Origin of the sequence: Mycolicibacter minnesotensis (assembly GCF_010731755.1) — a bacterium.
GTDB lineage: Bacteria > Actinomycetota > Actinomycetes > Mycobacteriales > Mycobacteriaceae > Mycobacterium > Mycobacterium minnesotense.
This window is the reverse complement of sequence record NZ_AP022589.1, coordinates 1,433,925-1,452,600: the sequence shown is the minus strand read 5'-3', so window position 1 is coordinate 1,452,600 and position 18,676 is coordinate 1,433,925. Positions and strand designations below refer to the sequence as shown.

Below are 18,676 nucleotides of genomic sequence, written 5' to 3'. Positions count from 1 at the left end.
CGGCGGCGTTCCGACACCGTTTGTTCACCATTACGAGATCTACTCGCGATACATGGAAATATGCGCTTGAGTGAATGAATAGCGTCTGATGGGTTGGTGAAGAAAGGCTGAAAGTGTGCGCTGACGTCCGTGGAGCGGGCGGCGATCCTGCCGCGTAGCGGCCCGCGATCCGGGTCCGGTAGTCCATGATGGACCCGGCACCGACCGGCACCGGTATGGACAGGAGTCAGACTTGGCCGATTTCGTCGCATCGATCGACCAGGGCACCACCAGTACCCGATGCATCATTTTCGACCATGACGGTGCCGAAGTCGGCCGTCATCAGCTCGAGCATGAGCAGATTCTGCCGCGGGCGGGTTGGGTGGAACACGACCCCTTCGAACTGTGGAATCACACCGCGGCGGTGCTGGTCTCGGCGCTGAACACCACCAAGCTGCACGCGTCCGACCTGGCGGCGCTGGGCATCGCCAATCAGCGCGAGACCACGGTGGTGTGGAATCGCCGGACCGGCCAGCCCTACCACAATGCGATCGTCTGGCAGGACACCCGAACCGACGCCATCGCGGCGGCGCTGGAGCGCGAAGGCCATGGCGAGGTGATTCGGCGTAAGGCGGGGCTGCCGCCGGCCACCTACTTCTCCGGCGGCAAGCTGCAGTGGATCCTAGACAACGTCGAGGGCGTGCGCGCGGACGCCGAGCGAGGCGAAGCGCTGTTCGGCACGTGTGACAGCTGGGTGCTGTGGAACCTGACGGGCGGTCCGCGCGGCGGCGTGCACCTCACCGACGTCACCAACGCCAGTCGCACCATGCTGATGAACCTGGAGACCTTGGACTGGGACGACGAACTGCTGGCGCTGTTCTCGATCCCGCGGGCGATGTTGCCGCGGATCACGGCGTCGTCGACACGGCGGCGGCATGCGGTCACCGCCAGCACCGGGCCGGTCAGGGGTGAAGTACCGATCGCCGGCGTCCTGGGGGACCAGCAGAGCGCGATGGTCGGCCAGGTGTGCCTGTCGGCAGGCGAGGCCAAAAACACCTACGGCACCGGGAACTTTCTGCTGCTCAATACCGGCGAGCAGATCGTGCGCTCCGACAACGGATTGCTGACCACGGTCTGCTACCAGTTCGGGGACGCCAAACCCGTTTATGCACTGGAGGGCTCGATCGCGGTCACCGGATCGGCCGTGCAGTGGTTGCGCGACCAGCTGGGCATCATCAGCGGCGCCACCCAGGTCGAGACTCTGGCCCGCCAGGTCTCCGATAACGGCGGGATGTATTTCGTACCCGCGTTCTCCGGCCTGTTCGCGCCGTACTGGCGATCGGACGCGCGCGGCGCGATCGTGGGGTTGTCGCGCTTCAACACCAATGCGCACCTGGCCCGGGCCACGCTGGAGGCGATCTGCTACCAAAGCCGCGACGTGGCCGAGGCGATGGAAGCCGACTCCGGGGTGCACCTGGGTGTGCTTAAGGTCGATGGAGGTATCACCGCCAACGATCTGTGTATGCAGATCCAGGCCGATGTGCTCGGGGTCGACGTGGTCAAGCCGGTGGTGCCTGAAACCACCGCACTGGGCGCGGCTTACGCGGCCGGATTGGGCGTCGGGTTCTGGAAGGGACCTGACGATCTGCGCGCCAACTGGCGCGAGCACAAACGCTGGACCCCGAACTGGTCGGACGATCAGCGTGCCGAAGGCTACGCCGGGTGGCGAAAAGCTGTGCAGCGCACGTTGGACTGGGTTGAGTTGCCCTAAGCGATGGCCGCAGGCAGGCGGGTGGTGCCCGGTGCGCTGGTAGCGCTGCTCGTAGTGGGTGTGGTCGGCTGGGCGTGGTGGCAACACCGCGGGCAGGCCGGGGATGCGGAGCCGTCGGGACCCTCGCCGACATCGATTCCGTCGTCGCCGAGCGCGCTGCCACTCAACCCCGGCTATGACGAGGCCCGCCGGATGCTCGAAGTGCTGCCCGTCAAGGGCTGGGATCGCGTACAGGACTTCAAGCGCTACCGCTTTGGAGAGCGGTGGAGCGATGATGTTGACGTCGAGTTCGGCCACAACGGGTGCAACACCCGCGACGACATCCTGCGTAGAGATCTGACACAAGTTCAGTTGCGGCGCGGAACCTGCCTGGTGCAGCGTGGCGTCCTGCGCGACCCGTACTCCGGGCAGACCATTGCGTTCGTTCGCGGCCCGGAGACATCCGAGGCGGTGCAGGTGGATCACCTGGTGTCGCTGGCCGACGCCTGGTACAAAGGCGCACGATCCTGGGACGACAGGCGCCGCCGCGACTTCGCCAACGATCCGCGCAATCTGCTTGCGGTCGGCGGACAGGCGAACTTCGACAAGGCATTCCGCGACGCCGCCGGCTGGCTGCCGGCGAACGTCGCGTTCGAATGCGAGTTCGTCGCCCGTCAGATCTCGGTCAAAACCGTTTACGGACTGTGGGTTTCAGCGAACGAGAAGACCGCGATGCAACGCGTGCTTCGGCGTTGTTGACAGCCGGGTTCAGTCGGTCTCGCCGAGGATTCCATAGATCTCCTTGCGCGCGTTGTTGATGATGTCGACGATGCGCTGTTGCTGTTCGGGCGTGGCCGCCTGCCCCGCCTGTGCGGCCGCGCCGAACAACTGGCCGGTCGCGGTGCGCAGATTGATCTGTCCCGGATCGGCGCCGTCGGTGATCTGCTCCCAAGGCGGTGTCTCGACCGTCTCGGCTACGCCACGACCATCCTCGGTCAGCTCGAAAAGGCGTTTCTTGCCGTCGGTTTCGCTACCGGCGATCAGGCCTTCATCGACCAGCATCTGCAAAGTCGGGTAGACCGATCCGGGGCTGGGCCGCCACAATCCCTGGCTGCGCTCGGCGATCTGCTGGATGATCTCGTAGCCGTGCATCGGGCCCTCGGCCAGCAAGGCCAGGATCGCCAGCCGCACGTCGCCGCGCCGGCCCCGATTGCCGCGTCGGTGGCCCCGGTGTCCGCCGGGTCCGAACCCGAAGCCGAATCCCGGCCCCCCGGGCCCGAACCCAGGCCCGAAGCCCGGCCCGAACCCGTGCCGGAATTCCGGGCCGCATCCCGGTGCGGTGCCTTGGTGGCCGGTGCCGAAGCCCAACGGTGCGCAATTCTCCGAGGCGTGATCGCGTAATTGCCGGCGAAACTCGCGTCGAGCCTGACGGCGCGCGATGTGCGCGGCGCGGCGTTGCTGCGGCGTCGCGGGGCCGAATCCGAAACCGTGTACGGCGTCGTCTGTGAAGGGTCCGCCGGGCGGACCGAAGGGGGTATTCATACGTCACCTCGATGGGTCACAAGGGGAGCGACCCTCGCTCCCGATACGCTAACGATATATCGGGAACTATCGTTATGCAACGAGGATGTGTCAGCTCGGCGGGGCGAAGCCGCCCGGACTCGGTGGCGGCCACGGCGCCGGCGGCGGATAGTACGGCCCCGCCGGCACGGCGTGTAACCGCGCCAGCTCCCGTTGATGCCGTTCAGCCAGCACCGCGGCCAGCACCAGCTCCGGTGGGGCGTCGGGCGGCGGCGGGGGAGAGATGTGCGCGAGCACATCGCCGGAGATCCGGTAGGCCATCATCTGGCGGGTATGCGGGTCGAGCTGCGCAGCCCGACCAAGGAATTGCCGCGCCAGTTCTGCGGATTCGGCACGCAGCCCCGCCAACTGCAACGTCGAGGCCCACCAGGCGAGCCCGGGCGGCATGAGAGGCGGCGGAGCCGATCGAGGAGCGCGTTCGCTGATCACCACGGTGCCGGCGAAGATGTCGCCCAGGCGTTTGCCCTGCGGTGACAGCAGGCTGCAGATCACTGCGGGGCTGCCCGACAGGCCCCAGATCTCGATGACCGAAGCCAGGGCTCGAAACAGTGCCTGCCGGAAGCGCTCGGGGCCGCCGTCGTCGGACACCACCCGCAGGCCCATGGCCATCTTGCCCAACGAACGGCCACGGGTGACGGTCTCCATGATGACCGGGTAGCCGACCAGCAGCAGCACGGCGAAGATGATCATGATCGCGGTGGTCAACGCGTCGTCGAACCGGCCGAGTGTGGTGGCCCACAACACGATCGCGCACAGGTAACCCACCAGCACCACGGTGATATCGATCAGCGCACTGACTGCGCGCACGGGCAGTTGCGCGACAGCGATGTCGAGGACGACGGCGTCACCGGTCACCAGCTCAGGGCCGCGGTACGACATAGCTCAAACGCTACTCGCCGTGTCGGCGGTATCGCGGTGCTCGCTAGGCTCGTCGACGTGGATGTGCACGCCTTCGTGCTGACTCATCGACCGACTTGGGATCGGCTGGAGTCGCTGGTCAGGCGCCGGCGACGGCTCACCGGTGCCGAGATCGACGAACTCGTTGACCTGTATCAGCGGGTGTCCACGCACCTGTCGGTGGTGCGCTCGTCGTCCTCGGATGCCGCACTCATCGGACGGCTCTCCAGCTTGGTGGCGCGCTCACGCGCGGCCGTCACCGGGGCGCACGCCCCGCTCCGATCCGAGCTGATCCGTTTCGTGACGGTCTCGTTTCCGGTGGTCGCCTACCGGGCTTGGCGGTGGTGGCTGGGCACCGCCTTGGTGTTCCTGGCGGCCTCGGTGGTCATCGCGTGCTGGGTGGCCGGCAATCCCGACGTGCAGGCGGCGATCGGCACCCCCGCGGAGATCGACCGGCTGGTCGACCATGATTTCGCCGCCTACTACAGCGATCACCCGGCCGGATCGTTCGCGCTACAGGTCTGGGTCAACAACGCCTGGGTGGCAGCCCGCGCGATCGCGTTCGCGGTCCTGCTGGGTCTGCCGATCCCAGTGATGCTGCTTGCCAATGCCGCCAACCTCGGTGTGGGGCTGGGGTTGATGTTCCATGCCGGGCGGGGCGCATTCATGCTGGGCCTGCTCGCCCCGCACGGATTGCTGGAGTTGACGGCGGTGTTCCTGGCCGGAGCCGTCGGGATGCGGCTGGGCTGGGCGGTGATCGCGCCCGGTGATCGACCCCGCGGACAGGTGCTCGCCGAGCAGGGCCGTGCCGTCGTCGCGGTCGCCGTGGGCCTGGTGGGGGTGCTTGCCGTGGCCGGGCTGATCGAGGCGGTGGTGACGCCGTCATCGTGGCCGACCTGGTTGCGGATCGGCGTCGGAATCCTTGTCGAGGCTGCTTTTCTGGCGTATGTGATGCACTTCGGGCGCAAAGCGGTGTCCCTCGGCGAAACCGGCGACATCGCCGATGCGCCCGACGTCGTCCCGACCCGCTGACCCAGCGGCCCAGGATCAGAGCTGCCCGGCGGCCTTCATGGCCAGATAGGCATCGGCCAACGCGGGCGCCAGGTCCTCGGGCGGGGCATCGATGACCTGCACGCCGCTGCGACGCAGCCGGGCCGCCATCGCGCGGCGGTCGTTGCGGGAACGCTCGGCGGCGCCGGCGTCATAGACCGCGGCAGCGTCGGCGCGGCCCTGGGCCAGCCGTTGCACCCGCGGATCGGCGACCGCGGCCACGATCATCTGGTGCTCGGAAGTCAGTTTCGGCAACACCGGCAGCAGGCCCTCGTCCAAGGCGGACGCATTGAGGTCGGTCAACAACACCACCAGGTTGCCGCGGCGTGCCCGACGGGACAAGGTGACCAGCATCGCGGCGAAGTCGGACTCGACCAGCGCGGGCTGCAGCGGTGCCATCGCATCGACGAGCTGGGGGAACAGGCGGGTCCGCGACGCCCCGAAAACACCGGCCCGGGTCACCTGATCGTGAGCCAGGAGATCGACGTTGTCACCGGCGCGTAATGCCAACGCCGCCAGTAATAGTGCGGCGTCCATCGACCAATCCAGCCGGGGCCAGCCCGCGGGGTCCAAAGCGGTCGGGTCGACCCCGATCCGGCCGGCAGCGGTACGGCCGGTGTCGAGCACGAGGATGACCCGCCGATCGCGCTCCGGCCGCCAGGTCCGCACCACCACCTCGGATCGTCGCGCGGTTGCCCGCCAGTCGATCGAGCGAACGTCGTCGCCGGCGACGTATTCGCGCAGTGAGTCGAACTCGCTGCCCTGCCCACGCACCAGCGCCGGCAGGTTCCCGTCGACCTCCCGCAGGCGGGCCAGTCGTGCCGGCAGGTGTCGGCGCGACAAGAACGGCGGGAGCACCCGCACCTGGCCGGGCACCTGACGGGATCTCTGACGCCCCGCCAGGCCCAACGGGCCGATCGAACGCACGGTGACCCCGGCGGCATGCTGATCACCGCGGCGGGCCGGACACAGTTGGGTGGACACCCGTGTCTGCTGATCGGCCGCCAGCTCCAGCCGATGGGAACGCGGTGTGGCACAGGCGCTCGGTGGCCAGGCGTCACGGATCTGGCCGCGGAATCGGCGGCCGCCATTGCCGATCCACAAGGTAGTCGGGGTGCTCTGGCCGAGCCGAGCAGCGCTGTCCATCGAACGCTCCAACCGCAACGTCGCGGGATCCGTGGTCAAGGCGACGTCAAGCGCCACCGCCAGGGCGAGGCCGGTCAGCAACACCACGAACGCCACCGCCGGCCAGGGGGCCACCGTGATCGGCACGGCACACAGCAGTGCGATCAAGGCGGTGCGACCGGTCAGAATCACCAGCGCGGCACCGGAACCGAGGCCAAAATGCTGTCCAGAACCCCGTCGGCGGTAGCGCCTTCGAGTTCGGCCTCCGGACGCAACATCACCCGGTGTCGCAGCGTGGAGCGAGCCATCGCTTTGACGTCGTCGGGAGTCACGTAGTTGCGTCCCGACAGCCACGCCCAAGAGCGGGACGTGGCCAGCAGGGCGGTCGCGCCGCGCGGTGAGACGCCCAGCTGCAGGGCGGGGGAGCGCCGGGTTGCCGCGACCACGTCGACGATGTAGCCCAGTACCTGGTCGGCCACCAGCACCTCGCGGACCGCCGCTCGACCAGCCGCCAGATCCTGCGCACCGGCCACTTGCTCCACCGCGGAAAGGTCGTGCGGGTCGAAACCGTTTGCATGCCTGGACAAGATGTCGATTTCGGCCTCGCGCGGCGGCAGCGGCACCGTCAGCTTGAGCAGGAACCGGTCGAGCTGAGCCTCAGGAAGCCGGTAGGTGCCCTCGTACTCGATGGGATTTGCGGTGGCGGCCACCACGAATGGGTCCGGCAGCGGCTTGGCGGTGCCGTCAACGCTGACCTGTCCCTCCTCCATCGCCTCCAGCAGCGCTGCCTGGGTCTTGGGTGGCGTGCGGTTGATCTCATCGGCCAGCAGCAGATTGGTGAAGACCGGGCCCGGGCGGAACACGAACTCCGCGGTGTGGGTGTCGTAGACCAGTGAGCCGGTGATATCGCCAGGCATCAGGTCCGGGGTGAACTGGACTCGCTTGAAGTCCAATCGCAGTGCGGCGCTCAGCGTGCGGACCAGCAGGGTTTTCGCCACGCCGGGAACGCCTTCGAGCAGCACGTGGCCGCGGCACAACAACGCGATCACCAGGCCGCTGACCACCGGGTCCTGGCCGACCACCACCTTGGCTACTTCACTGCGCAGCGCCAGCAGTGCCTCGCGGGCTGCGGTCGCCGCCGGATTCTCTGCGGATGGATGTGTCACGAGTGGGTGACCTGCCTTTCGATGTCGTCGAGTGCGTGGGCCAGGGCGATCAGGGCATCATCGGATTCCGGCGGCGGTCCGAACAGCAAGTGCCACAACCAGTCCGGGTGTGCCACTAACCGCTGGCCGACCGCGGCGACCACTGCGGGTGGTTCGGGTGCCGGCCCCAGGCCCAGGCGCGGAGCCAGTCGCCGCAGCGTTGCGGTGCGCAGGGCTCCGGCGGCCCGATCCCGGGCACGGTGGGAGCGGTAGAGCCGGCCCAGACCCTCGACGGTCTCGGATGCGCGGACGACTACGGGCATGGGCTCGGCGATCAGTGAGCCCAACCGGCGGGCCTTCCAGGCAGCGGCCAAGGCCAGTGCCAAGCACAGCTGCCAGGCCAGCCACCGCACATTTGCGGGAACCAGACCGGCAAGGGTTGACCTGCCGGACTGTGCGCCCTGAATATGCTGGGGCGCATACCAGATCAAACGGCCAGATGTGCCGGCCAGATTCATCGCCAGCGCCGCGTTTCCCTCTCGGGCCAGGTCCGCGTTGGTCATGAACGAGTCGCTGCCGACCACCGTGATAGTCCGCTGGCCGTCGCGGTAGCGCACCAACGCTCCGTCGTAACAGCTGTCGATCGACTGGCGCCCGGCCGCAAGGTAGGTCTGCGTGGTGCGCAAGTCGACCGGCCCGGCCCGTTGAGCCTCCCGCAGATCACAGTCGGGCTGGTGGGTGAACGCTCGTGCGGGCCCGGACCGGATTCCGGGCGCCAATGCCCTACGGGCCGCGGCGTCCGGCGCCACCAGGAGTAGGTCGCCGGGCAGGTTGGCGAGGCGGTTCAGCAACTCGTCGCCGGCGATACGCGGGGTCTGCGCCACCAACACCACAGTGTCCGGACGTGCTTGACGGACAACGTCGTCGACGGTGGCGGCGGCATCCACCTGCACACCACGGTGTTGTAGCAACGTCACCAGCGCGTGCGCGCCCTCCGGGCCGGTGGCATCGGGATCCATCCGGCCACCTGGCCGTGGCGTGGTGAGGTAGGCCCCCGCCGCGGAGATCGCCACAATCACCGCCAAGGCCGCCGCGACCCAGGCCCACGTCCGCCGGGTGGCCGTCACCGCACTAGCCGAGTCTCGGTCGTGGCCGCCACCCGCTCGTCCAGATCCGTGACGATCCGATAGCCGTCTGCGGTGGCAGGCACTTCTCCGTAGCTGATGTCGTTGAACGTCTCAGCGCCCCGCATCAGTTCACCAGCCAGATAGGGCAGTGCCGCGCCGGCAATGCGGGCCAGTTCGGTGGCGGTACGGCCCGAAGCGGGCTGCACGAGCCCGGCCTCTTCAAGTCCGCGAGCCACCGCACGCAGGCGGTGCCGAATGGCCGGGCCCCAATCGTTGGAGGCGGCATGGTGTTGCGCGGCGGAGCGATGCTGCGCGGCACTGAGTTGGGTTGGGCCGTAAAGGGTCTCGCTGCGGTGGCGGTCACTCAGCGTCCGCCGCCCCACGTGCACCGCGGCCACGATGCCTGCTGCGAGGAGGATCAGTAGCACGGTGATGGTGAACCATCCGCCTGGCAGTTCCGCCCCCTTGAGGACGAGCCGACGTATCAGTGTCTCAACGAAGTCGAAGAACTGTTGCTTGGGTGATGGACGCGGGTACATCGGTTTGGACAGCTCACGTTCTGCCGCCTCGCGGGCGGCGTCGCTGTCGATGTCGACGATGGTCACACCCGCGGTCCTTTACCCCGGCGGCCGGGTCAGCCACAGATGGTCGGTCCAGCCTCCGACGTAGGGGCCACCGACCGCCCCGGATCGCAGCACCAGGTCGAACGCCTCGCCGCGGATGCGGCGGTCGGTGTAGAGCAGAACCGACACTCCGGCGGTGAACGGCAGCACGATGATCTCACCGATCGTCGTGCCTATCCGGGAGAGCAGGCTCAACTCCACGCCGCCGGACAGGGCGCCCGCATCGTGGGCACTCACCATGGCAAGGATGTTGAACGGGAACGCCACAGCGCTGCTGATCAGGGAAACGATCAAGGCGGTCAACGCCAGGATTCCCAGCACCCGCCAGAAACTGTTGCGCACCAAGTAAAACGACCGCCGGATCGCCTCGAAAACGGGTTGCCGTTCCAGCACGATGATGGTCGGCGCGAAAGCCAGCACCGTGTAGCCGTAAGCGAGCGCCGCGATCAGGCCCGGCACCACCGCCGTACCGATCAACACCGCGGCGCCGGTACCGCCGGCTCCGGCGGCGAACGCGATGACCGTCACCGCGAATCCACACAGCACCACTGCGGCCAGGCCCATCAGGGCCGCCAAGCCGATCAGCGAACCAAAGCGGTCCCGGACGATCGCCCAAGCTTCACCGAGGCTGATCGGCGATCCGAACACCGCGCGCCCGACGACGACGGTCAATAGGCCGGTCAACACGATGGTGCCGACGGCGGTCACTATTGCCGCGCCGGAGAAGCCGATCAGCCATGCCGCCATGTCTCCGCCGGAGGGCTCGGTGGCTGACTTGCCCGGACCTGTGGGGCCCACGGCCGACAACAGCCCGAACAGCGCGATACTGCTGATGATCTGGCTGATCACCACGACGACGGCGGTGAGCCCGAGCACTGTCTTGGGATTGGCCCGGACGTAGCCGACGGCACCGTTGTAGATGTCGGTCAGGCTCAGTGGGCGCAGCGGAATGATTCCGGGTTTCAGCTCAGGTTGTGGGTAGCCCGGTGGTGGGCCGTATCCGGGTGGAGGCCCGTAACCCGGTGGTGGTGGGCCGTATCCGGGTGGGGGCCCGTAGCCGGGCGGTGGGGGACCGTATGCGGGTGGGGGACCGTAGCCCAGAGGGGGTTGGCCATATGCCGGCGGCGGTGGGGGACCGTACCCCGGTGGAGGGCCATAGCCCGGAGGCGGAAAACCAGGCGCAGGGCCATAGCCCGGAGGCGGAAAACCAGGTCCGGGGTAGCCGGGCGGAGGCGGATTCACCATGGGCCTGAGCGTAGCGTTACGCGGCGCGTCGGCACTTCAGTCCTGGTTACTGCGCGGGTCAATACCCTGGCGGCGGTGTCAGCCACAGAGTGTCGGTCGACTCGCCAACGTACGACCCGCCGGTGACGCCAGTTCGCAGCACCAGATCGAAGTCCTCGCTGCGGATGCGGCGGTCGGTATACAGCAGTACTGACACGCCGGCGATGAAGGGCAGCAGGATGAGCTGACCGATGGCCGAGCCGATTTCGGCCAACGGGCTGAACCCGGTGCTGTTGAACAGGGCGTCCGTGCCTTGGGTGGCCAGCGTCATGAGGGTGAACGGAGCCATCACGGCGAAACTGATCAGCGCGGCAATCAGCTCGGCCAGCGCCAGGATGCCCAGCACCCGCCAGAAGCTGTGGCGCACCAAGCGGAACGAACGGCGCAACGCCTCGACCACCGGTTGGCGTTCCAGCACGATCACCGTCGGAGCGAAGACCAGCATCATGTAGCCGTAGATGTACGCCACCATCAGTAGCGGCCCCAGCGCCATCGCGGCCGAGCCGATCAATACGGCCAGAGACATCAATGCAACCAGGCCGAGCAGTGACGCAAAGCGGTCCCGGACGAGGGCCCACGCCTCCTCGATGCTTGTCGGTGAGCCGAATACCGCGCGCCCGACCACGGCGGTGAGCAGGCCGGTCAGCATGGGGCTGCCCAGTACGTGCACGATGGAGGGGATGAACTCGCTGATCAGAGACGCTGCCGCCTCGCCTCCGGACTGATCCGAGAAATCCTTGCTTGGATCCAGTAGCCCGCCCGCCGCCAGGCCGAACTCGACGATCCAGCTGATGATCTGAGTGGCCACTACGACGATGAGGCTCAGTACGAAGACGGTCTTGGGATTGGTCCGGATGTAGCCGATGGCACCGCTGTAGATGTCGGTCAGGCTCAGTGGACGCAGCGGAATGATCCCGGGTTTCATTTCCGGCGGCGGATAATTCGGCGGGGGCCAAATCCCTGCGGAGGCGGATTCACCATGGGCCTGAGCGTAGCGTGATGAGGCATGGCGGAACTCAAATCCCAGCTGCGTACAGATCTGACGGCCGCGATGAAGGCGCAGGACAAGCTGCGCACGGCGACCTTACGAATGTTGTTGGCCGCGATCCAGGCCGAAGAGGTCTCGGGTAAACAGGCCCGGGAACTGACCGATGAGGACGTGCTCAAGGTGCTGGCGCGCGAGGCCCGCAAGCGTGCGGAGTCCGCGACGATCTACACCCAGAATGGCCGGGGTGACCTCGCCGCCGAAGAACACGCCGAGGCCCGGATCATCGACGAGTACCTTCCCACGCCGCTCACCGAGGCAGAACTGGCCGACGTCGTCGACACTGCGCTGGCTCAGGTGGCCGAAGAGATCGGGGAGCGGCCGCACACCAAGCACCTTGGCCAGGTGATGAAGGCGGCCACCGCGATCGCTGCGGGCAAGGCCGACGGCGCGCGGCTGTCGGCCGCCGTCCGCGAACGGCTCTAGGTGCCGGTTGCCGGCAACTGCCGGCTGGTCAACGCGGTGATCAGAGCGTCCGGATCGGCCACACTGACGTAGAGGCGCCGGACCGGCCTGTTGAACAGGCCGGCGGTCGGGGCCTTTGTCGGCTTGACGGGGTGGGCCAGACCGATCTCGACCACACCATGCCGGGATCCGTTGACCAGCCAGCCATTACACGCCTGATGAACTCCCCAGCCCCACATCCGCTCCGGAGCGGGCCGCGCAGATTCGATGTTGTTCAGCGCGATGTCCATCGCGAACGCCCACCCACTGCGAACCTGCAGAAGTCCGTCGGATACCTCAATACGCGCGCGGGCTGGCCCCAGCCCCAACACGGTCGCCAGCGGGCGGTACCACCGGTCATAACGCATGGGGAAGTCCACGGGAGCCATTGTGTACGGCCGAAACGGCTGGTGGACCTGATTGAGGAAACGACGGGCTGACGACAATCTTGCTGACGACGGACGTCGATTGCTAGGGCATTCGTGCACGAGCGACCTGTGCTGCGCCGCTGCCGGTGATGAGCCAGAGGGTGGCGAGCTGGGCGATGAAATCGTCCAGCTCTAAGTCGACTTCCCCATTGACGAAGTCCAAGATCGCGTCTGCGGTGCCACCGACGATGAATGCCGGTGCGACCTTGGCCAGCGGGTCGACTTCCAGTTCGACGCCGTGCACCGTGCGTCCGTGGTCGATCAGCACGTCGGTGAGGCGGTGCATCACCATCGTGCGGTGAGCGTCCAATTCCGGCGAGGCTGCGACCCCGCCTAGGAGGACACGTGCGCGACGAGGATCGTCGACAAGGGAGCGCACCGCAGCGGCGACACCCGCCAGCGCTTGGGCTTCCAGGGACTCCGATCCGGTGGCTTGCGCAGCGGCGACAGTCGCGGCACGAACGTCTTCGGCGACATCGTCCACCACCGCCGCCGAGAGGCCGTCCAGGTCCCGGAAGCTCTCGTAGAAATATCGCTTGTTCAGATTGGCTGCGGCACAGACCTTGTCGACTGTTGCTCCGCGCCATTCATTGCGCGCCATGACGTCCATCGCGGCTTCCAGGAGCCGCGTTCGCCGAAGTTGTCGACGCGTCTCAGCTGACTGCCCTCCGTAGGCGCGCTGTGGTGTGTCGGGCACCGCTAGATCGTCGCACTCGTCGAACGAACCCACTCGATTGCCCGTTGACACCACTTGAAGAGTCTGGCACGGTTCCGTACCAGATAATAGGCACGATTTCGTACCAGATGAACCGATCGGGAGGACTCATGACAACTTCGACCCCTAGTGCTCGCGCCGATAGCCAGTCCCAGGAGCCGTCCAGCGCATCTGTGCTGGACGATCTTCGGGCTTTGTCGCTCAGCTCGCCGGTCCTGGCGCGCCAACAAGGCTGGAGCTACCTGCAAGAACTCGGGAAAGCCGGGCGGCGTGACCAACTTGCCGCCCTGTTTGAGCGCGGACACGCTCCCGAGGAGATTCACGGTGCGCTGGAAGGCCTGATCGTCGGGAACCTGTTCGGCATACCGGAGGCGTACTTGGCCAACCCCTTGTTGAAGATCAACCCGACATGGCGCGGCAAGACCTTTGACGCCGAGACCGGATTCAACCGGCTCGCGCCGCTGGCCAGGTATGCGATGCGCGTCATCGCACCGCTCTATGGCGGTCTTCGTCGAGTGGGATCCGAGATGGTGGGCTTCGGATTCAATCATCGGATCGACACCGCCGCGATCGCGCCTTTCGTCAAGGTTCGCGCGTTGGACTACGGCCCCGCCGAATATCGCAATCCCAGCGTGCGGACATTCCCCATCAAACGGACTCGTGACGAAGTGGTCGAGCTCGTCCCAGGTCTGTATCTCGGACGCGCGCTGCTGACCATGCACAGCGGTGAGATTCGTCTTATCGCGTACTTCGGATTGAGGGACTTCACCGAAGAAAGGCCGACCCGATGATCGATCTCGACGGTGCCGTCGTCTGTGTAACCGGCGGTGCACGCGGCATCGGTCGAGCCACCGCAGCTGCTCTGAAGCGGCGGGGGGCCAAGGTGTGGATCGGCGACCTTGATGCCGAGGAAGCCGCGCGTACCGCTCACGAGCTCGGTGCCAAGTCGACTCATCTGGACGTGACCGATGAAGACAGCGTCGCCGCGTTTCACCGCTCCGCCGCTGGGGACGGTCCGGTGGCCATGCTGGTCAACAATGCGGGAATCCAATACATGGGCCCTTTTGTCGACCAGAAACTCTCGGCTTATCACCGCGAGATGGCGGTGAATCTGGGTGGCGTCATCAATGGGATGCACGAGTTTCTGCCCGAGATGATCGCCCGCAATCACGGCCATATCGTCAACGTGGCGTCGATGGCGGCCAAGGTGACGACCCCCGGCATGTCGGTCTACTGCGCGACAAAGTACGCGGTGGCAGCGCTGTCGCGGGCCGTCCGAGCCGAGATCGCGGACACCCGAGTGACGATCACCACGATCATGCCGACTGCGGTCCACACGGAGCTGACTGCGGGAGTGAACCTGTCCTTGTTGCCCACGCGGCAACCTGAGCAGATCGCGGCGGCAATCGCGGCCAGCGCCCGCCGGCCCGGACGTGAGGTGACGGTGCCCCGGTGGCTATCGCCATTCGGGCTCATCGAAGACATCACACCCGAACCGCTCATGCAACGGATGAAGCGCCTCGCTACGCGCAACGAGCCCCCGGGTCACTTCGACGAAGGCAAACGCCGAAACTATCTGGACCGGATTGAGGGATGACGGCGGTTCCGCGCCAGGCAGGTTCTGATGGCGCGCCGGCAAACAAGAAGGCCCTGACTGAAACAGTCAGGGCCTTCTTGTTTGCAAAACCTGTCGGGGTGGCGGTGTGTGATTCCAGGACATCGGAATAGCGTGTCTCAAGACATCGGAATAGGTGCCGGGCACACCGTCGAGCGGTGTCGAAAGCCCGTCTGGTCATCACCGCTGTCGTCACCGAGGGACGCAGCCAATCCGAGGTCGCCCTCGCGTACGGGGTATCCCAGAGCTGGATCTCCCGGCTCGTGCGCCGCTACACCCTCGAAGGCGAGTCCGCGTTCGAACCCCGCTCACGCCGACCACACACCAGCCCAGCACGGCTACCCGAGAACACCATCGAACTGATCTGCACCCTGCGAGCGGAGCTAGCCGGCAAAGGCCTCGACCACGGACCGGCGACCATCGCCTGGCACCTAGCCCACCACCACGGCATCACCGTGGCCCTAAGCACCGTGCACCGTCACCTACACGCCGCCGGCCTCATCGATCCCCAACCCCACAAACGGCCCAAATCCTCCTACATCCGCTTCGCGGCCGAACAGCCCAATGAACGCTGGCAGGCCGACTTCACCCACTGGTGGCTCGCTGATGGAACCCACGTCGAAATCCTCGACTTCATCGACGACCACGCCCGCTACGCCCTCTCGGTCACCGCCCACCACCGCGTCACCGGCTCCATCGTCCTCACCCAATTCCGCAAAACCGTTGAACACCATGGAATCCCCTACTCAACACTGACCGACAACGGCATGGTCTTCACCACCCGCCTGGCCGGCGGCAAAGGCGGCCGCAACGCGTTCGAAACCGAACTACACCGCCTGGGCGTCCAACAGATCAACTCCACCCCCAACCACCCCACCACCTGCGGAAAAATCGAACGATTCCACCAAACCCTGAAGAAATGGCTCAAAGCCCAACCGCGGGCCACCACCCTCACCGAACTGCAAGCCCAACTCGACGCCTTCGTCGAGGAATACAACCACCGCCGCCCACACCGCAGCCTGGCCCACCACGCCACCCCAACAACCGCCTACACCGCCCGCCCCAAAGCCGACCCGGCAAACCGCACCGACACCCACAACCGCGTCCGACACGACCGCGTCGACACCACCGGCGCCCTGTCCCTACGCCTCAACGGCCGGCTACACCACATCGGCGTCGGCCGAACCCACGCCGGCACCCGAATCCTCATGCTCATCCAGGACCTCGACATCAGAGTCATCAACGCCGCCACCGGCGAACTCATCCGCCAACTCACCCTCGACCCCACCAGGGACTACCAACCCCGCGGAATCCCACCCGGACCAAAACGGAAAAAGCCCCGAACCTAATGCAGGTTCAGAGCTATTCCGATGTCGTGCGACATCACACTGTCGGGGTGGCGGGATTCGAACCCACGACCTCTTCGTCCCGAACGAAGCACGCTACCAAGCTGCGCCACACCCCGTGTGAAGCCACGACAGCGTATCGCACTGGCCCGCCGGTCACCCAAACGGCTGGTGACGGCGCTGACGGGGGCGGCATGCCAGGGATTGCCAGCCGCTCTCGAGGCACAGCTCACGGGTCTTCGGGAGCATGAAACGCCCCACATTCCGGCGTGCGGAGGTGAAAATCCGGTCCGAATTAGGCAGACTGACTAATAAGGTTTAGTCCAGAGGGAGTCGCATCATGACGCTGTTAGGCGGAGCGGTGTACGCCGGTTTCTTCGCGCTGGCTGCGCTGTGGCTCGTCGCCACCAACCCCGACGCAACCGATGAGCGGGTTCAGGCGCAGTCGAACCGGCAGGACCTCTCAAACTCCACCAATGCCGCCGCGGGGCCCGTCGGGTCCAGTCCGTGCTGCGCCAGCCAATCGTCGTTGTAGTACGTGTCGGCGTAGCGGTCGCCGCTGTCGGCGAGCACGGTGACCACCGAGCCGCTGCGTCCGTCGGACACCATCTCGGCCAAGAGCGCGAACGCGCCCCAGACATTGGTACCGGTCGATGCCCCCACCCGGCGGCCCAACACGGCGCTGACGTGGCGCGCGGCGGCCACTGACGCGGCGTCGGGCACCGACATCATCCGGTCCACCACGTCGGGCAGAAAAGATGGCTCCACTCGCGGGCGGCCGATTCCCTCGATGCGCGAGGAGCCGTCGATCGCCATGTCGTAGCGGCACTGCTCGTAGGCCGGGTAGAAGGCGGAATTCTCCGGGTCGACCACGCACAACCGGGTCGCGTGCCGGCGATACCGGATGTAGCGGCCGATCGTCGCACTGGTGCCGCCGGTGCCCGCCCCGACCACGATCCAATCCGGGACCGGATGGGTCTCGTCGCGCATCTGCTCGAATATCGACTCGGCGATGTTGTTGTTCCCACGCCAATCGGTGGCGCGCTCGGCATTCGTGAACTGATCGAGGTAGTGCCCGCCGGTGTCGGCGGCGATCCGCTCCGCTTCGGCGTAGACATCGGCCGAATGCGCCACGAAGTGACAGCGCCCGCCCTGCGCCTCGATCAGCGCCACCTTCGACGCACTGGTCGAGGCCGGCATCACCGCGACGAACGGCAGGCCCAACAGTGCGGCGAAATAGGCCTCGGACACCGCGGTGGACCCTGAGGACGCTTCCACCACCGTGGTGCCCTCGGCGATCCAACCGTTGCACAGCCCATAGAGGAACAGCGAGCGGGCCAACCGGTGCTTGAGGCTTCCGGTGAGGTGAGTGGTCTCGTCCTTGAGATACAGCGCCACGCCCGCTTCGGCGGCCCACGCCGCGGGCAGCGGGTATCGCAGCAGGTGGGTGTCGGCACTGCGCCGTGCGTCCGCCTCGATCAGGCGGATCGCGTTGTCGGCCCAGCGCCGTGGATGCCCGTGATCGGCAATCCGTACGGTCAACGGGCCGACACGGAGGGCTGGGTCGAGCCCCGGTTGAGCTGCGAATCGTCACCGCCGGTCGGGGCCGCCACCAACGTCAGCAGGCTGGCCTCGGGACGGCAGGCGAAGCGCACCGGCGCAAACGGCGAGGTGCCGATTCCCGCGGACACGTGCAGACGCATGTTGGCACCCCATTGCGAGGGACCCTTGACCCGCGAGCGGTCCAGCCCGCAGTTGGTCACCAGGGCGCCGTAGAACGGCACGCACAGCTGGCCGCCATGAGTGTGGCCGGCCATCACCAGCTGGTAGCCGTCGCCGGCGAAGCGGTCCAGTACACGCGGTTCCGGCGAATGCGTCAGTCCCAGACGCAGGTCGGCGGCCATCTCGGCTGGACCGGCGATGGTGTCGTAGCGGTCTCGATCGATGTGCGGGTCGTCGACACCGGCTGCGGCGATCCGGTGGCCGGCCACGTCGAACTCGCGACGGTTGTGCGTCAGGTCCAACCAGCCCCGTTCGGTGAACGCCGCGCGCAGGTCCTGCCACGGCAGCGGTACGCCGTGGATGCGATGCGTCGGCTTGGTCAGGTATTTGGCCGGGTTCTTCAAGCGTGGGCCGAAGTAGTCGTTGCTGCCGAACACGAACACGCCCGGCACCGACAGCAGATCTCCCAGGGCCTGAACCACCGCCGGCACCGCCTTGGGATGGGCGAGGTTGTCTCCGGTGTTGACCACCAGGTCTGGCTTGAGTCCCACCAGCTCCCGCAGCCAGGCCTGCTTGCGGCGCTGGCCGGGGCGCATGTGGATGTCACTGATGTGCAACACCCGCAGCGGTGACGAACCGGGAGCCAGCACCGGCACGGTCGCCTCGCGCACCACGAACGCGTTGCGCTCGATGATCGCGCCGTAGCCGATAGCGAGCGCCGCCGGTCCCAGCGTTGCCGAGGCGGCGACGAGGGATCGGGTCAGGGCAGGTGAAGGAGCCATGGCGTTCAGAATACTGCG

The 18,676-nt window shown here is 66.8% G+C and carries 19 protein-coding genes and 1 tRNA gene; 7 read left to right on the top strand and 13 right to left on the bottom strand.

All coding sequences use genetic code 11. The features are described 5' to 3' along the window. Positions 1-232 precede the first annotated feature (232 nt). Together glpK and G6N09_RS06880 are read left to right on the top strand one after the other, a co-directional pair. Positions 233-1,750 carry a glycerol kinase GlpK gene (glpK, locus tag G6N09_RS06885; protein ID WP_083025548.1) on the top strand — a complete coding sequence of 506 codons (1,518 nt, stop codon included), beginning with the start codon at positions 233-235 and terminating at the stop codon, positions 1,748-1,750. Positions 1,751-1,753: 3 nt separating this feature from the next. Beyond that, on the top strand, positions 1,754-2,488 hold the full coding sequence (locus G6N09_RS06880; protein ID WP_083025550.1) for an HNH endonuclease family protein: 735 nt from the start codon (positions 1,754-1,756) through the stop codon (positions 2,486-2,488). Positions 2,489-2,497: 9 nt separating this feature from the next. Here the strand turns inward: G6N09_RS06880 and G6N09_RS06875 are convergent, their stop codons facing one another. After that, positions 2,498-3,271 (bottom strand): PadR family transcriptional regulator, encoded by a 774-nt coding sequence (locus tag G6N09_RS06875; RefSeq protein ID WP_083025553.1) that lies wholly within the window; start codon positions 3,269-3,271, stop codon positions 2,498-2,500. Positions 3,272-3,361: 90 nt separating this feature from the next. Next, positions 3,362-4,189: an RDD family protein gene (locus G6N09_RS06870; RefSeq protein ID WP_179959883.1), complete on the bottom strand. Its 828-nt coding sequence runs from the start codon at positions 4,187-4,189 to the stop codon at positions 3,362-3,364. Positions 4,190-4,246: 57 nt separating this feature from the next. Here G6N09_RS06870 and G6N09_RS06865 point away from each other — a divergent pair, with 57 nt between their 5' ends. Beyond that, positions 4,247-5,239: a stage II sporulation protein M gene (locus tag G6N09_RS06865; protein ID WP_083025555.1), complete on the top strand. Its 993-nt coding sequence runs from the start codon at positions 4,247-4,249 to the stop codon at positions 5,237-5,239. A 15-nt stretch (positions 5,240-5,254) separates the two neighbouring features. Here the strand turns inward: G6N09_RS06865 and G6N09_RS06860 are convergent, their stop codons facing one another. Genes G6N09_RS06860 through G6N09_RS06835 form a run of 6 tightly spaced genes read right to left on the bottom strand, consistent with a single transcriptional unit; the run spans position 5,255 to position 11,486 of the window. Continuing rightward, on the bottom strand, positions 5,255-6,574 hold the full coding sequence (locus tag G6N09_RS06860) for a DUF58 domain-containing protein (protein WP_083025557.1): 1,320 nt from the start codon (positions 6,572-6,574) through the stop codon (positions 5,255-5,257). After that, positions 6,571-7,548, bottom strand: a complete 978-nt coding sequence (locus G6N09_RS06855) for an AAA family ATPase (RefSeq protein ID WP_083025560.1) — start codon at positions 7,546-7,548, stop codon at positions 6,571-6,573. Before G6N09_RS06855 ends, G6N09_RS06860 begins: the two co-directional genes overlap by 4 nt. Next, on the bottom strand, positions 7,545-8,654 hold the full coding sequence (locus G6N09_RS06850; RefSeq protein ID WP_083025562.1) for a DUF4350 domain-containing protein: 1,110 nt from the start codon (positions 8,652-8,654) through the stop codon (positions 7,545-7,547). The genes G6N09_RS06855 and G6N09_RS06850 overlap by 4 nt, the downstream gene beginning before the upstream one ends. Continuing rightward, positions 8,651-9,259 (bottom strand): DUF4129 domain-containing protein, encoded by a 609-nt coding sequence (locus tag G6N09_RS06845; RefSeq protein ID WP_109558910.1) that lies wholly within the window; start codon positions 9,257-9,259, stop codon positions 8,651-8,653. The genes G6N09_RS06850 and G6N09_RS06845 overlap by 4 nt, the downstream gene beginning before the upstream one ends. A 12-nt stretch (positions 9,260-9,271) precedes the next feature. Beyond that, positions 9,272-10,522, bottom strand: a complete 1,251-nt coding sequence (locus G6N09_RS06840) for a glycerophosphodiester phosphodiesterase family protein (RefSeq protein ID WP_163752694.1) — start codon at positions 10,520-10,522, stop codon at positions 9,272-9,274. Positions 10,523-10,580: 58 nt separating this feature from the next. Next, positions 10,581-11,486: a DUF7847 domain-containing protein gene (locus G6N09_RS06835; RefSeq protein WP_234807022.1), complete on the bottom strand. Its 906-nt coding sequence runs from the start codon at positions 11,484-11,486 to the stop codon at positions 10,581-10,583. Between the two features lie 81 nt (positions 11,487-11,567). On the opposite strand from G6N09_RS06835, the gene G6N09_RS06830 reads away from it, so the two are divergent. Beyond that, the gene (locus G6N09_RS06830) at positions 11,568-12,032 is read left to right on the top strand and encodes a GatB/YqeY domain-containing protein (RefSeq protein ID WP_083026136.1); all 465 of its coding nucleotides are present in this window, start codon (positions 11,568-11,570) and stop codon (positions 12,030-12,032) included. Here G6N09_RS06830 and G6N09_RS06825 read toward each other — a convergent pair. Both G6N09_RS06825 and G6N09_RS06820 read right to left on the bottom strand, forming a co-directional pair. Then, positions 12,029-12,430 carry a hypothetical protein gene (locus G6N09_RS06825; RefSeq protein ID WP_083026134.1) on the bottom strand — a complete coding sequence of 134 codons (402 nt, stop codon included), beginning with the start codon at positions 12,428-12,430 and terminating at the stop codon, positions 12,029-12,031. The two genes, G6N09_RS06830 and G6N09_RS06825, sit on opposite strands and share 4 nt — an antisense overlap. Positions 12,431-12,521: 91 nt before the next feature. Beyond that, positions 12,522-13,079, bottom strand: coding sequence for a TetR/AcrR family transcriptional regulator (locus G6N09_RS06820; RefSeq protein ID WP_234807021.1), 558 nt, complete (start codon positions 13,077-13,079; stop codon positions 12,522-12,524). A 224-nt stretch (positions 13,080-13,303) separates the two neighbouring features. On the opposite strand from G6N09_RS06820, the gene G6N09_RS06815 reads away from it, so the two are divergent. From G6N09_RS06815 to G6N09_RS06805, 3 genes are all read left to right on the top strand, one after another. Then, positions 13,304-13,984: a hypothetical protein gene (locus G6N09_RS06815; protein WP_083026131.1), complete on the top strand. Its 681-nt coding sequence runs from the start codon at positions 13,304-13,306 to the stop codon at positions 13,982-13,984. Next, positions 13,981-14,790 carry an SDR family oxidoreductase gene (locus G6N09_RS06810; RefSeq protein WP_083026129.1) on the top strand — a complete coding sequence of 270 codons (810 nt, stop codon included), beginning with the start codon at positions 13,981-13,983 and terminating at the stop codon, positions 14,788-14,790. Before G6N09_RS06815 ends, G6N09_RS06810 begins: the two co-directional genes overlap by 4 nt. 176 nt (positions 14,791-14,966) lie before the next feature. Continuing rightward, positions 14,967-16,157: an IS481 family transposase gene (locus tag G6N09_RS06805; protein WP_083026127.1), complete on the top strand. Its 1,191-nt coding sequence runs from the start codon at positions 14,967-14,969 to the stop codon at positions 16,155-16,157. Positions 16,158-16,199: 42 nt separating this feature from the next. Here the strand turns inward: G6N09_RS06805 and G6N09_RS06800 are convergent. The 3 genes from G6N09_RS06800 to G6N09_RS06790 form a co-directional block, all read right to left on the bottom strand. Continuing rightward, a tRNA-Pro gene (locus G6N09_RS06800) sits at positions 16,200-16,273 on the bottom strand. A 316-nt stretch (positions 16,274-16,589) separates the two neighbouring features. Continuing rightward, complete coding sequence (gene cds1, locus G6N09_RS06795) at positions 16,590-17,696, bottom strand: L-cysteine desulfhydrase Cds1 (RefSeq protein ID WP_083026125.1); 1,107 nt, start codon at positions 17,694-17,696, stop codon at positions 16,590-16,592. Then, positions 17,693-18,658: a metallophosphoesterase gene (locus G6N09_RS06790; RefSeq protein ID WP_083026123.1), complete on the bottom strand. Its 966-nt coding sequence runs from the start codon at positions 18,656-18,658 to the stop codon at positions 17,693-17,695. Before G6N09_RS06790 ends, cds1 begins: the two co-directional genes overlap by 4 nt. Positions 18,659-18,676 lie beyond the last annotated feature (18 nt).